Origin of the sequence: Nesiotobacter zosterae (assembly GCF_033843645.1) — a bacterium.
Lineage (GTDB): Bacteria > Pseudomonadota > Alphaproteobacteria > Rhizobiales > Stappiaceae > Pseudovibrio > Pseudovibrio zosterae.
The window spans coordinates 117,539-130,703 of the sequence record NZ_JAWXVZ010000001.1; the positions used below are offsets into that span (position 1 = coordinate 117,539).

The following is a 13,165-nucleotide window of genomic DNA, read 5'->3' on the forward strand; positions in this document are numbered from 1 at the left end:
GCCTTTTTTCATGTATATCAGGCGCTCTGCCGGCTCGAGGCCGTGTAATCAGATAACCCTAAATCTTGAGTGTTCCCGTTAAATTTCGTTCATGTGATGGAAATTCCATTGTTTTGAAAGGGATTGAGCGCATAAACTGGAGGAAATGTGCTTTTGAGAGCCAGTCGCAATTAGGCCGTCTACGTGAGTGTGCGGTGGCTCATCGCTTAGAACGGAGGGTTTCTGTGCGCAGATTATTCATGTGTGTCGTTGTCGGAGTAACTTGCGCCCTTACCGCAGCGCCGTCGCTGGCCTCAGAAAATACAGACTATCCATGGCGCCATGGTTCCACCCTTCTTGGTGAGCTTAAATATCCTGCAGACTTTGAACACTATGAATACGTCAATCCGGATGCGCCAAAAGGTGGCGTGGCACGACTGGCGGGAACTGGCACTTTTGATAGCCTGAACATCGCCATTTCGCGCGGAACGCCTCCCCTCGGCCTGTTGAACATATATGATCAGTTGATGTCAGCGCCACTGGATGAGGCCTCCGCTCAGTATGGCCTGATCGCCGAGGCCCTTCAGTACCCAGAGGATTACTCTTGGGCGAAGTTCCGTCTCAATCCAAAAGCGCGGTGGCATGATGGTCAGCCAATCACGCCTGAAGATGTCGTGTGGTCCTTCGAAGTGCAGACCGAGAACGATCCTCATCTCAAGTACTACTATCGCCACGTGGCCTCGGCCGAAGTGACGGGAGAACATGAAGTGACCTTCAAGTTCGACCAAACGGGCAATCGCGAACTGCCTCAGATACTCGGTCAAGTGCTGGTCTTTCCGAAACATTGGTGGAACGGCACTGACGCAGAAGGCAACCCACGCGACATCACTACTGGAACATTGGAACCGCCTCTGGGCTCCGGCCCGTATCGTGTTGGCAAGGTTGTCCCAGGCCGCACCATCTCCTATGAACGGGTCGAGGATTATTGGGCCAAAGACCTTAATGTGAACGTAGGGAAGTACAATTTTGATGAGCTTCGTTACGAGTATTACCGCGACGAAACCGTTGAAATTCAAGCTTTTAAAGCAGATCAATTTGATTGGCGCATTGAGGCAACAGCAAAAAACTGGGTCACGGCTTACGACGTCCCTGCGGTAGAGCGTGGCGATATCATCAAGGAGTCTTTCCTTCAGCCGGCGCGCGGGAGAGGGCTCATGGTCGGCCTGATCCCAAACCTCCGCCGAGACAAGTTTTCAGACCCACGGGTACGTCGCGCGCTGAATTATGTACTCAACTTCGAGGAGTTGAACCGGACCATCTTTTTCGATCTCTACAACAGAATTGACAGCTACTTTTACGGAACAGAGTTGGCCGCAACCGGAGTTCCAGAAGGCTTGGAGCTTGCCATTCTGGAAGAGGTGCGTGGCAAAGTCCCTGAGGCGCTTTTTTCTGAGCCTTATACCAACCCAGTAACCGAGGATGGACGGCAAGAGCGGGACAATCTGCGCAAGGCTTTGAACCTACTCAAAGAGGCGGGCTATGAGCGCCGTGGTAACCAGCTTGTGAATGCGGAAACTGGCGAGCCCTTTACAATCGAGTTTATGCTGAACGGCCCGCGTTTTGAGCGCATAGGGCTGCGTTATGCCCAGGCGCTGAAGCGCATCGGCATAGAGATGACACTGCGGCCCACAGACAGTTCTCAGTATGTGAATCGAATTCGCGAACGTGACTTTGATATGATTTACGCAGGGTGGGCTCAGTCCTTGTCGCCGGGGAATGAACAACGTTCTTTTTGGGGCTCATCCGCTGCTGATACACCATCCTCGCTCAATTATGGGGGCATCAAGAACGCTGCTATAGACCACATTATAGATCGGGTGATTAACGCCAAGGATCGCGAAGAACTTGTAGCCGCAACGCGGGCCTTGGATCGTGTCTTGCTTTGGAATAACTACGTCATTCCGGGGTGGACATCTGCAGAGACGCGTGTTGTGCATTGGGATAGGTTCTCTCACCCCGAGATAATGCCTAAATATTACATCGGTTTCCCGGATGTGTGGTGGTATGACGAGGCAAAAGCCTCTCAAATTGGAGCGAGCCGGTGATGATGGACCCAATCTTCTTTGACCGACGTCAGCTTCTTATGTTTGGGGCCGCTGCAGCGGCCTCTGCCATGGTGCCAACAGGTGTTCTTGCGCGCCGCGGACCGATCACCAATCACGGCCTCTCCTACTTTGGCGAGCTGAAGTATCCCGAAGGCTTTGAGGCTTTTGACTACGTGAACCCGAATGCGCCCAAGGGCGGGCGCATTGTCATGACCGCCAGCAACTGGTTCTATAACCAGAATCCGCAAACCTTTAATAGTTTCAACAGTTTCATTCTGAAAGGCGATGCGCCGCCACGGATGGAGCTGTGCTTTGACAGCTTGATGGTCCGGGCGTGGGACGAGCCGGATTCGATCTATGGTTTGGTAGCCAAGAGTGTCGATGTTTCTGAGGACGGGAACACGCTGACTTTTCGCCTTCGTCCAGAAGCGCGGTTCCACGACGGTTCGCACCTCACCGCCGAAGACGTTGCTTTTTCCTTGATGACTTTGAAGGAGCAGGGCCACCCGCAGATCCGGCAGGTTATTACCGACATGGTGGATGCTGTTGCGCTGGCACCGGATCGGGTTGAGGTGAAACTGGCGGGCGGGCACAGTCGGTTGCTGCCCCTAACGATTGCCACGCTGCCACTGTTTTCAAAGACCTATTACACGACCTATCGGTTCGACCAGACAACGCTCACGCCGCCGCTATCTTCGGGCCCATACAAGGTTGGCCGTCACGAGATTGGGCGTTTCGTTGAGTATGTGGCCGTTGAGGAATACTGGGCGAAAGACCTGCCAGTGATGCGCGGTCATAACAACTTTCATGTCATCCGCATGGATTTTTACCGAGAGCGTCAGGCCGCGTTTGAGGCCTTCAAGAAAGGTGTGGTCACCTATCGGGAAGAGTTTACCGCGCGCAGGTGGGCAACAGAGTACAACTTTCCGGCCATTGAGGAGGGCCGTGTTTCGAAGCGGATCTTCCCAAACAATTTGCCTTCCGGAGCGCAAGGATGGTTCATCAACACGCGCCGTGAGAAGTTCAAGGATCCCTTGATCCGAAGAGCGATCGGCATGTGTTTTGACTTCGAATGGACCAACACGGCGCTGTTTTTTGACCTATACACCCGCACGAACTCCTTCTTGGAGAATTCGCCAATGAAGGCAACCGGCTTGCCAAGCGAAGCTGAACTGGCGTTGCTGGAGCCTTACCGCGATCAATTGCCGGAAGAGGTGTTCGGTGAAGCGGTGGTCGCGCCTGTTTCCAATGGGTCGGGCCAGGATCGAAAACTGCTGCGCGAGGCGCAACGCCTTCTGTTACAAGCAGGCTGTGAGATGCGGGATCGCGTCTTGCATATGCCAAGCGGCGAGCCGCTGACTTTTGAGGTCTTGTCGAATTCATCCAGTTTCGAGGGCGTGGTTCTGGCGTACATCAAGAATCTTCGCCTGCTGGGCATTGAAGCGACCTTCCGAGTGGTAGATCCGGCGCAGTTCCAGTCGCGTTCGAACGATTTTGACTTCGACCTTTGCGGGCGCCGGTTTGGATTGACGCCAACGTTGGGCGAAGGGGCGCGCCAGCTTTGGGGCTCTGATGCAGCGGACACGCCGGGCAGTTACAACATGGCAGGCATCAAGGATCCCGTGGTGGATGCCTTGATAGAGAACATTATCAACGCTGAAACCCGTGAGGAAATGAACACTGCGGCCAAAGCGTTGGACCGCGTGTTGCGGGTTGGCTACTACTGGGTGCCTCAATGGTACAAGCCAACGCATACAGTAGCCATGTGGGACATGTTCGGCATGCCTGAACAAAAGCCAGACTATTGGTTCCCGGTTGAAACGACCTGGTGGGTAGATCTGGAAAAAGCAGTCCGTATTGGCAAGGTGGACTAAGGAAAAGAAACTATAATGGGCGCTTATATTCTGCGTCGATTGCTTTTGATGGTCCCGACTCTGATCGGCATCATGGCAATCAACTTTATTATTATTCAGTTTGCTCCGGGCGGGCCTGTTGAACAGGTCATCGCTCAGCTTCAGGGCAATGATGTGTCTGCAACAGCGCGCATCTCCGGTGGTGGCGGAGATATGGGCGGGGCTTCAGGCGTAGCTGCCGGGGAAGGCGTAAATTCCAAGTATCGCGGCGCGCAGGGCCTTGATCCGGAGTTCATCAAGGAGCTTGAAGCTCAGTTCGGTTTTGACAAGCCGCCGCTTGAGCGCTTTGGAACGATGATCTGGGACTACATGCGGTTTGATTTCGGGGAGAGTTACTTCCGTGACATCGCGGTGGTGGACCTTATCGTCGAGAAGCTGCCGGTATCGATCTCCTTGGGGCTCTGGATGACACTGTTGTCCTATTCAATCTCCATCCCGCTTGGCATTCGCAAGGCTGTGAAAGACGGGACGTCGTTTGATGTCTGGACGTCCGGCGTGATCATTGTGGGCTACGCAATTCCCGGCTTTTTGTTTGCTGTTCTATTGATCGTCCTGTTTGCGGGCGGGTCGTTTCTGGACTGGTTCCCGCTGCGTGGCCTGACCTCCGAAGGCTGGGCCAACATGTCTTGGCCGGAGCGCATCCTGGACTATTTCTGGCACTTGGCACTGCCGTTGACGGCCATGGCACTCTCCGCCTTTGCCACCACGACCCTTTTGACCAAGAACTCTTTCCTTGATGAAATTCGGAAACAGTATGTGCAAACAGCGCGCGCGAAGGGCCTGACAGAGCGCAAGGTGCTTTACGGTCACGTGTTCCGCAATGCGATGCTGATCGTTGTGGCTGGCTTTCCGGGAGCTTTCATTTCGGCGTTTTTCGCTGGCTCTCTGTTGATTGAAACCATCTTCTCACTCGATGGACTTGGCCTTTTGGGTTTTGAATCCATCATCAATCGCGATTACGCCGTGGTCTTTGCAACGCTCTACATTTTCTCACTTATGGGGTTGCTGGTGAACCTTATTTCTGACCTGACCTACACCTGGATCGATCCGCGGATCGATTTCGAAAGCCGGGAGGTCTGATCAGCTCATGGATACAAAACTCGAAAATCGGCTTGAAAAGCAAGGTTATGAAGACATCGCGCCGCTGGCCGAGCAGACACTGCCGCCGCCGCGCAAAGGTCTGTCGCCCATCAACAAGCGGCGGCTTGAGAACTTCAAGAAGAACAAGCGCGGCTACTGGTCCTTCTGGATTTTCGCAGTGCTGTTCGTTCTCACGCTGTTTGCCGAGCTCCTTGCCAACGACAAGCCAATCCTCGTCTCCTACAAGGGAGAGCTGCTTGCGCCCATCTTTGTTGAATATCCAGAGGAGAAGTTCGGCGGCTTTCTTGCTGTCACCGACTACCGCGATCCGTTCATCCAAGAGGAGATCGAGGCAAATGGCTGGATGCTCTGGCCGCTGATCCGCTATTCATACAGAACGGTCAACAACGACATTCCGGTACCAGCACCGGCACCTCCTTCGTGGATGATGGACAAGCAGGAGCGTTGCTCTCGGTATCCGCTCGGGGTGGACGATCCAAACTGTGTCTCTGGAAACTTCAACTGGCTGGGAACGGACGATCAGGGGCGCGATGTGGTCGCCCGCCTGATTTATGGCTTCCGAATCTCCGTTCTTTTTGGACTTGCGCTAACAATAGCCTCCTCAGTGATAGGCGTGGCTGCGGGTGCGGTCCAGGGCTACTACGGCGGCTGGGTTGATCTGGGTTTCCAGCGCTTCATTGAAATCTGGACGGCTATCCCAACGCTCTACCTGATCCTGATCGTGTCTTCGGTACTGACGCCGGGGTTCTGGGTGCTCTTCACCATTTTGCTGGCGTTCTCCTGGGTTGCCTTGGTGGGAGTGGTGCGTGCGGAGTTCTTGCGCGGGCGAAACTTCGAGTACATTTCCGCAGCTCGGGCATTGGGCGTTTCCAACCCGGTGATCATGTGGCGCCACTTGCTGCCGAACGCCATGGTGGCAACGCTCACATTCATGCCGTTCATCCTGAATGGATCCATCTCCACGCTCACGGCGTTGGACTTCCTCGGGTTCGGCTTGCCTCCGGGCTCAGCATCGCTGGGTGAGATGCTCGCGCAGGGCAAGAACAATCTTCAGGCCCCATGGCTTGGCATCACCGGGTTTATGGTGCTTTCGGTCATGTTGTCTCTCTTGATCTTCATTGGGGAAGCGGTGCGTGACGCGTTCGATCCCCGCAAGAGCTATCAGTAGGAGGCAACAAGATGAGCGAACGCAAAGTTCCCCTTCTCCAAGTGAAGGATCTCTCTGTTGCCTTCACACAAGGCGGCAACACGTCAACAGCGGTGGATCAGATTTCGTTTTCCATCGACAAGGGAGAGACGGTCGCGCTGGTGGGTGAAAGTGGTTCCGGAAAGTCCGTTTCTGCCCTTTCCGTGCTAAAGCTGCTGCCCTATCCCGCGGCCAGCCATCCAACTGGTGAAATCCTTTTCGAAGGAGAGGATATGCTCACCGCCGATGAGAACGCGGTGCGCAAAGTGCGCGGCAATCGTATCTCCATGATCTTTCAGGAGCCGATGACCTCCCTGAACCCGTTGCATACGGTTGAGCGGCAGGTGGCGGAAATCCTGAAAATTCATAGGGGCCTCAGCGACACGGCCGCCCGCAAGCGGGTGCTTGAACTGCTGGATCAAGTAGGCATCCCAGATCCCGAAACGCGTCTTCAGAGTTATCCGCATCAGCTTTCAGGCGGTCAGCGCCAACGTGTGATGATCGCAATGGCCCTTGCCAATGAACCTGATCTTCTTATTGCCGATGAGCCAACAACCGCGCTTGATGTGACAGTGCAGGCGCAGATCCTGAAACTCTTGAAGGAGTTGCAGCAACGCACGGGCATGGCAATGTTGTTCATCACCCACGATCTGGGCATCGTGCGCAAGATTTCTGATCGCGTCTGTGTGATGACTGCTGGCAAGATCGTGGAAGCCGGTGACGTAAAGCAGATTTTTGAGGCACCGCAACACGACTACACCCGCCACCTCTTGGCTGCCGAGCCAAAGGGTGAGCCGCCCAAGACCAATGACAGCAAGCCAAAGATAATTGAAACCAGAGACTTAAAGGTTTGGTTTCCAATCAAGCGCGGCTTTTTGCGTCGGACCGTAGACCATGTAAAGGCAGTGAACGGCATTGATGTAACGCTTCGCGAAGGCCAGACCCTCGGTATCGTTGGCGAGAGCGGGTCAGGGAAAACAACACTGGGCCTCGCTATCCTGCGGATGATCTCCTCCAATGGCGAAATCCTGTTCAAGGGGAAGGACATCGCGCAAAACTCGTGGAAACAGATGCGTCCGCTGCGCCGCGACATGCAGATTGTGTTCCAAGACCCGTTTGGAGCGTTGTCTCCGCGTATGTCGGTGGCTGATATTGTCGGAGAAGGGCTGCAGGTTCACATGCCAACTCTGAGTGATGCCGAGCGGGATTATAAGGTGGCTAAGGCCCTGGATGAGGTTGGCCTCGATCCAGCTAGCCGCTTCCGTTATCCTCACGAGTTCTCCGGCGGCCAACGCCAGCGCATCTCAATAGCACGCGCCATGGTGCTGGAGCCCAAGTTCGTGATGCTGGACGAGCCAACGTCTGCGCTGGACATGAGCGTTCAGGCTCAGGTGGTCGACCTGCTGCGCGATCTGCAAAAGGCCCATGATCTGGCTTATCTGTTCATATCCCACGACCTGAAGGTGGTTCGTGCGCTGGCTAATGATGTGATTGTCATGAAGTCAGGCCAAGTCATGGAGGCCGGGTCGTCGGATCAGATCTTTGATAGTCCGCAGACCGAGTACACGAAGGCCTTGATGGCCGCTGCTTTCCGCATGGAGGCGGTCGATAGTCCCGTTCTTTCGCAGTAAATCACGAGGCCCGGCATCTGCCGGGCCTTTTCATAGCCAGCGGCGGACCTGCTTTTCATAGGCCTCGAAAGCATCACTGAACTTCTCCCGAAGTGCGCGCTCTTCCGGTTCAATCTGGAATTTGTTCATGTAGCCGACATAAGCAATGAGCCCCAAGAACGCAGCCATGCTGGAAAGATAGATGGCCCAGCCGACAAGGCCGATCAACATACCTATGTACATGGGATTGCGCGTGAACTTGTAAACGCCGGAGGTGACCAGCGTGTTCACCTTTTGAGGATTGGTTGGATCCACAGTTGTCTTTAGGCGTCTGAATTCCAGCACGCCCGCAATGCCAATGCCGAGGCCGAGCAACAGAAAAAGTGCAAAACCTGCAACTGCAACGGGCCTTGGGAGGGGGTAACCGGGAATACCAACAGCCAAGACCCACATGAGTGCCGCGCAAAGGAGGCTCACAGCCACTGGCGGAACTTTCATTTCCAAAAATTTCATGGTGAAACCAACCAAAAGAAAAGCCTGCCCCAACAATAGGAACAGGCCTTATCAAATTGCAAGGTGGAACGGTGACTACTCCGCAGCAAGTGCCGTCCCAAGCCACGCTGTGATCTCTGGCATCAGCTGTTCGTCAATGAGAGCAGGGCCCTCCATGGCACTCCAAACATGGTCGGTGTCCAAAATGATGAGCGCTTCATCGCCGTGATGGTAGTTCATCCATGCTTTGCCCGGGTAAGGCTGCGGGGCAATCACCTCATCCCGGTCACCCATTACAACGAGCAGCGGCCCGGTGTAGCCTGATATCGCTGCGGTTGGGAAGGTTGTCGCCACCTCATGATAGAAGGCTGCGTTCAACGTTGTTTCAACACCCCATGGCAGCTGTGTCGTGATTGGCGTGTCAGCTGGTGATGCGAGCGCCTTTTGTATTGCTTCAGAGCCCAGAAGGCCGCCATACGTCAGCATCGGGTGGGTGACAGGTGCAAGCAACACGACGGCATCAACCATCTCGTTCTCTTGCACGGCATGGCTGGCAACAAGCCCGCCCTGGCTCCAACCCAGAACAACGAGTTTTGAGTCCATGAACTGGTCTTGTGACTTGATCCAGTCAATTGCTGCCGAAGCATCCGCAATCTGGCTGGAGAATGTGGTGGCGGCCCACTCACCGTCACTTTCTCCGGAACCACGAAAGTCTATGCGAAGGCTGTTGAAGCCATTTTCAGAGAACTGGCGCGCGATGCGAGAGAATACACCTTCATCGGTGTCCTTGACTGCGAGCTCATCGCGAGAACCGGTAAAGCCATGGAGCATCAAGACGATCGGTGCGTTTTCCGCGCCCTCAGAGGTCTCGAGTGTACCAACCACTTCTTGGCCTGCGACTTCAAACCGAACAGTTGTCTCTTCAGCTGACGCGCTCGCTGCTCCGAGAAGCGCGATCGCAGCCGCTCCGACAATTGCCTTCGAAAATAAACGCTGCACCATGGAACTCCCTGTAGCGAATAAAGATTTTAGTTGTTTGGCAGGACGCCAAGTACAACTCCCCAGCGCTATACTAGGATGGGACCTGTTCTGCGCAAGATAGGGGAGTTGATGATACCAATAAGGATAAGGAAGGGTCGTTGTGCTGCCTGCTCTGTCTTGAAAAACAGGCCCGGTCACTCCGCCATGCCAGCGATCGCTTGAGCGAACTCCTTTGCAGAGAACGGCTCGAGATCATCCATGCCTTCGCCAACGCCAATAAAGTGCACCGGCAGCTTGTGTTTGGCCGAAATGGCCACAAGGATGCCGCCGCGAGCAGTGCCGTCCAGCTTTGTCATAACCAAACCTGTCACGCCAGCGACCTTGCCAAAGATCTCCACTTGATTGAGAGCGTTCTGGCCCGTTGTGGCGTCCAGTGTAAGCAAGACGGTGTGCGGCGCATCAGGGAGCTGCTTCTTGATCACGCGGATTATCTTTTCCAGCTCATCCATCAGCTCAGAACGGTTCTGCAAGCGTCCTGCCGTGTCGATGAGAAGCACGTCCACATTGCTTTCAATGGCTTGTTTGACAGCATCAAACGCCAGACCAGCCGCATCGGCGCCTGTATCGCGGGCGATGACCTCAGCGCCGGTGCGCTGCCCCCATACCTTGAGCTGTTCAACAGCTGCGGCGCGGAATGTATCGCCTGCCGCCAACATGACCTTTTTGCCTTCGCTGGCGAGTTTGGAAGAGAGCTTGCCGATTGTGGTGGTCTTGCCGGTGCCGTTTACCCCAACCATGAGCACAACATGTGGCTTGTGGCCTGTGGCGAGGTCCAGTGGCCGCGCAACGGGCTCGAGCACATTTTCAACTTCCTCGGCGAGGATCTCGCGCACTTCCTCTCCAGAGATTTCCTTGTTGTAACGACCGTCGGCCAGACGCTCGGTAATTGTCATGGCCGTATCAACACCAAGGTCGGCTTGGATGAGAATATCCTCGAGCTCCTCAAGGGTTTCTGCGTCCAGCTTCCGCTTTGTGAAGATAGAGGCGATACCCTCACCCAGCGCATTGGATGAGCGGGAAAGTCCTGCCTTGAGGCGTTGGAACCAAGAAAGCTTGACCGGTTCTGGCGCAGCTTCTTCGGCCATGGCATCTTCTTCAGCCTCAACAGTTGCTTCGTCACCTGCGGGCGCTGAAGATTCGTGAACTGTTTCAGGTGCTTCGGCTGTGCCAGCGTTGTCAGGCTCTCCAGTGTCTTCAACACCCGAGCTTACAGATGGTTGCGAATCTGGCGACGCTTCTGCGTTTGCCTCAGAGCTAGTGTCATCCAACACCTCGGGCGCGTCTGATGACGCTTCTTCGGCGTCATCCTGTGCCTCTGCCACAGCCTCAGCCGGAAGTTCGGTGGGTTCAGCCGCTTCGCCAGAGGGTTGCTGCTCCGTTTCTTCCAGTGCCGGACTTTCAGCTGGCTGCTCAGCCTGAGCGCTTTCCAGTGTTTCAGCAGCTTGCGTTTCAGCTGCTTTTTCTTCCGTTTTCCCACCAAACAGGCGCGAAAAGAAACCTGGCTTTTTCTCGCTCATACCCTACCGCAATCCTTAAGAAACAAAATCAGAGCGGATTACCAATCACTTCGGCAATCAGATGTCTATGGGTATGACCCGTTATCCGTGCTTTGACAAGAGATCCGGGCTCATTCGCGTTGAGTTCCACTTCTGTGAACTGTTCGGTCCGGCCAAGGCCCTCCTTCTCCAGCAAAACCAAGCGCTCTTTACCAACTTCTGACTTGAGATGTTGAAGCACAGCCTCCTCACCTTTGGCTCTCAAGCGCGAAGCTCGCTCCTTGATGAGGGCGCGGTCTAGCTGTGGCATGCGCGCCGCTGGCGTGCCGGGGCGGGGAGAAAACGGGAAAACATGCAGGTGTGTCAGCCCGCATTCCTCAACAATCCGCAGAGAGTTTTCAAACATCTCTTCGGTCTCAGTTGGGAAGCCTGCAATGATGTCGGCACCAAAGACCACGTCAGGACGCATTTTCCGCACATCTTCGCAGAACTTGATCGTGTCTTCGCGTGAATGACGGCGCTTCATCCGCTTCAAGATCATGTTGTCACCGGCCTGAAGAGACAGGTGGAAATGAGACATCAAGCGCTGATCAGAGGCAATCACCTCCATGAGCGCCTCATCGGCCTCGATGCTGTCAATGGACGAGAGGCGCAGGCGCTTCAGGTCAGGAACCAGCTTGAGTATCTTGGCAGAAAGCGAACCAAGCGTTGGTGTGCCGGGAAGGTCAGCACCGTATGAAGTGATGTCAACGCCGGTCAGAACGATTTCGCCATAGCCGTTGTCGACAAGCCGCTTGATCTGGTCAATCACCACGCCCATTGGGACGGAGCGCGAGTTGCCGCGGCCATATGGTATGATGCAGAAGGTGCAGCGGTGATCACAGCCATTTTGAACCTGCACAAAAGCGCGGGCGCGGCCTTCAAGGCCGTCAATCAAGTGGCCCGCCGTTTCGCGCACGCTCATGATGTCGTTGACGATGACCTTTTCGGTGTCATCGATACCAAACTGAGCGACACGGCCATAAGAGGCGCGCTGCAGTTTTTCGGTGTTTCCGAGAACAAGATCGACTTCGCCCATCTCGGCAAATGTGTTGGTCTCTGTCTGCGCTGCACACCCGGTAACGATGATTTTGGCCTCAGGATTTTCGCGGCGGGCACGACGAATGGACTGGCGCGCTTGACGCACAGCTTCATTGGTCACAGCACAGGTGTTAATGAGCACGGCGTCCTTGAGGCCAGCGGCTTCTGCTTCGCGCTTCATCACTTCGGACTCGTAGGCATTCAGCCGACATCCGAACGTTACTACATCAATGGTCAATTTATTGGCTCCGCAACCGCGTCTCCCGCTGCGGTTTTTTCAAACTCAAGGGTGTTCAGATCAAGAAGGCCCTCGAAGTCAATCATTGTGTCTCCGGTCATCATGATGTGATCGTCATCCCGCCACTGGATTTCCAGCGGACCTCCAGGAAGGTGGATCAACGTTTCGCGACCGGTTTTCTTAAGGCGTGCGGCAGCAACGCCGGTAGCGCAGGCGGCAGTGCCGCAGGCTTCCGTGAGCCCGACGCCGCGTTCCCAAACACGCAGGCGAATTTCATTGGGTGCAAAGACATGCGCCAGAGAAATGTTTGCGCGCTCGGGGAACATGGGGTGGTTTTCAAGCAAGGGCCCAAAGCGTTCGAGTTCATGGCCGTTGACGTCTTCAACCCAGAAGATGGCGTGGGGGTTGCCCACGTTCACGACTGATGGGCTGTGAAGGACCGGCGCATCAATGGGACCAATCTGCAATTCTATGGCACGGGTGTCCGCGAATTCTTCGGAAAGAGGGATCTCTTGCCAGCCGAACCTTGGCTTTCCCATATCCACGCTGATGCGGGTCTCATCGCCCGTGGCAAAAGCGTTCAGCAAACCGGCGATGGTTTCAATGGAAACATGAGGTGTGCCCGCTTCTCCCATCAAGAGGCGCCCGATACAGCGGGTTGCGTTGCCACACGCTTCCACTTGACTGCCGTCCTGATTGTGAATGCGCATGAAAGCTGTTGCACCGGCAGGCGACTGTTCAACCGTAATCATCTGATCAAAGCCGATACCTGTCTCTCTGTGGCCGATTCTGGCGATTTGCGCAGGCGATAGTTTGAGCGGCGACTGTCGTGCGTCAAAAACCACGAAATCGTTGCCCAGACCATTCATCTTCAAAAAGGGAACGCGCTCTTGCGCCATCACACTGCCACCAACTGCATCAGAG

At 55.0% G+C, this 13,165-nt stretch carries 10 protein-coding genes; 5 read left to right on the forward strand and 5 right to left on the reverse strand.

What is annotated here, in order from left to right:
* Window positions 1–239: 239 nt before the first annotated feature.
* From Q3Y58_RS00545 to Q3Y58_RS00565, 5 genes are read left to right on the forward strand one after another with little or no spacing between them, the layout of a single operon-like run.
* Complete coding sequence (locus Q3Y58_RS00545; protein WP_319620573.1) at window positions 240–2,084, forward strand: extracellular solute-binding protein; 1,845 nt, start codon at window positions 240–242, stop codon at window positions 2,082–2,084.
* A complete protein-coding gene (locus Q3Y58_RS00550; RefSeq protein WP_319620574.1) occupies window positions 2,084–3,958 on the forward strand; it encodes an extracellular solute-binding protein in 1,875 nt (624 codons plus the stop codon). The genes Q3Y58_RS00545 and Q3Y58_RS00550 overlap by 1 nt, the downstream gene beginning before the upstream one ends.
* Window positions 3,959–3,973: 15 nt before the next feature.
* Complete coding sequence (locus Q3Y58_RS00555; RefSeq protein ID WP_319620575.1) at window positions 3,974–5,077, forward strand: microcin C ABC transporter permease YejB; 1,104 nt, start codon at window positions 3,974–3,976, stop codon at window positions 5,075–5,077.
* 7 nt (window positions 5,078–5,084) lie between these two features.
* Window positions 5,085–6,266 carry an ABC transporter permease gene (locus Q3Y58_RS00560; RefSeq protein WP_319620576.1) on the forward strand — a complete coding sequence of 394 codons (1,182 nt, stop codon included), beginning with the start codon at window positions 5,085–5,087 and terminating at the stop codon, window positions 6,264–6,266.
* Between the two features lie 11 nt (window positions 6,267–6,277).
* Window positions 6,278–7,915: an ABC transporter ATP-binding protein gene (locus Q3Y58_RS00565; RefSeq protein WP_274217837.1), complete on the forward strand. Its 1,638-nt coding sequence runs from the start codon at window positions 6,278–6,280 to the stop codon at window positions 7,913–7,915.
* Window positions 7,916–7,945: 30 nt separating this feature from the next.
* On the opposite strand, the gene Q3Y58_RS00570 is transcribed toward Q3Y58_RS00565, so the two are convergent.
* The 5 genes from Q3Y58_RS00570 to dapF form a co-directional block, all read right to left on the reverse strand.
* The gene (locus tag Q3Y58_RS00570; RefSeq protein WP_274217838.1) at window positions 7,946–8,392 is read right to left on the reverse strand and encodes a methyltransferase family protein; all 447 of its coding nucleotides are present in this window, start codon (window positions 8,390–8,392) and stop codon (window positions 7,946–7,948) included.
* 90 nt (window positions 8,393–8,482) lie between these two features.
* Window positions 8,483–9,388, reverse strand: a complete 906-nt coding sequence (locus Q3Y58_RS00575) for an alpha/beta hydrolase family protein (protein WP_319620577.1) — start codon at window positions 9,386–9,388, stop codon at window positions 8,483–8,485.
* Between the two features lie 173 nt (window positions 9,389–9,561).
* Window positions 9,562–10,944: a signal recognition particle-docking protein FtsY gene (ftsY, locus tag Q3Y58_RS00580; RefSeq protein WP_319620579.1), complete on the reverse strand. Its 1,383-nt coding sequence runs from the start codon at window positions 10,942–10,944 to the stop codon at window positions 9,562–9,564.
* 28 nt (window positions 10,945–10,972) lie between these two features.
* Window positions 10,973–12,241: a tRNA (N(6)-L-threonylcarbamoyladenosine(37)-C(2))-methylthiotransferase MtaB gene (gene mtaB / locus Q3Y58_RS00585; protein ID WP_319620580.1), complete on the reverse strand. Its 1,269-nt coding sequence runs from the start codon at window positions 12,239–12,241 to the stop codon at window positions 10,973–10,975.
* The gene (gene dapF, locus Q3Y58_RS00590) at window positions 12,238–13,140 is read right to left on the reverse strand and encodes a diaminopimelate epimerase (protein WP_319620581.1); all 903 of its coding nucleotides are present in this window, start codon (window positions 13,138–13,140) and stop codon (window positions 12,238–12,240) included. Before dapF ends, mtaB begins: the two co-directional genes overlap by 4 nt.
* Window positions 13,141–13,165 lie beyond the last annotated feature (25 nt).

Excerpts from the sequence above, each read along its gene's own strand:
- Q3Y58_RS00545 (WP_319620573.1), top strand. The coding sequence starts at position 240 with ATGTGTGTCGTTGTCGGAGTAACTTGCGCCCTTACCGCAGCGCCGTCG.
- Q3Y58_RS00550 (WP_319620574.1), top strand. The coding sequence starts at position 2,084 with ATGATGGACCCAATCTTCTTTGACCGACGTCAGCTTCTTATGTTTGGG.
- Q3Y58_RS00555 (WP_319620575.1), top strand. The coding sequence starts at position 3,974 with ATGGGCGCTTATATTCTGCGTCGATTGCTTTTGATGGTCCCGACTCTG.
- Q3Y58_RS00560 (WP_319620576.1), top strand. The coding sequence starts at position 5,085 with ATGGATACAAAACTCGAAAATCGGCTTGAAAAGCAAGGTTATGAAGAC.
- Q3Y58_RS00565 (WP_274217837.1), top strand. The coding sequence starts at position 6,278 with ATGAGCGAACGCAAAGTTCCCCTTCTCCAAGTGAAGGATCTCTCTGTT.
- Q3Y58_RS00570 (WP_274217838.1), bottom strand. The coding sequence starts at position 8,392 with ATGAAAGTTCCGCCAGTGGCTGTGAGCCTCCTTTGCGCGGCACTCATG.
- Q3Y58_RS00575 (WP_319620577.1), bottom strand. The coding sequence starts at position 9,388 with ATGGTGCAGCGTTTATTTTCGAAGGCAATTGTCGGAGCGGCTGCGATC.
- ftsY (WP_319620579.1), bottom strand. The coding sequence starts at position 10,944 with ATGAGCGAGAAAAAGCCAGGTTTCTTTTCGCGCCTGTTTGGTGGGAAA.
- dapF (WP_319620581.1), bottom strand. The coding sequence starts at position 13,140 with ATGGCGCAAGAGCGCGTTCCCTTTTTGAAGATGAATGGTCTGGGCAAC.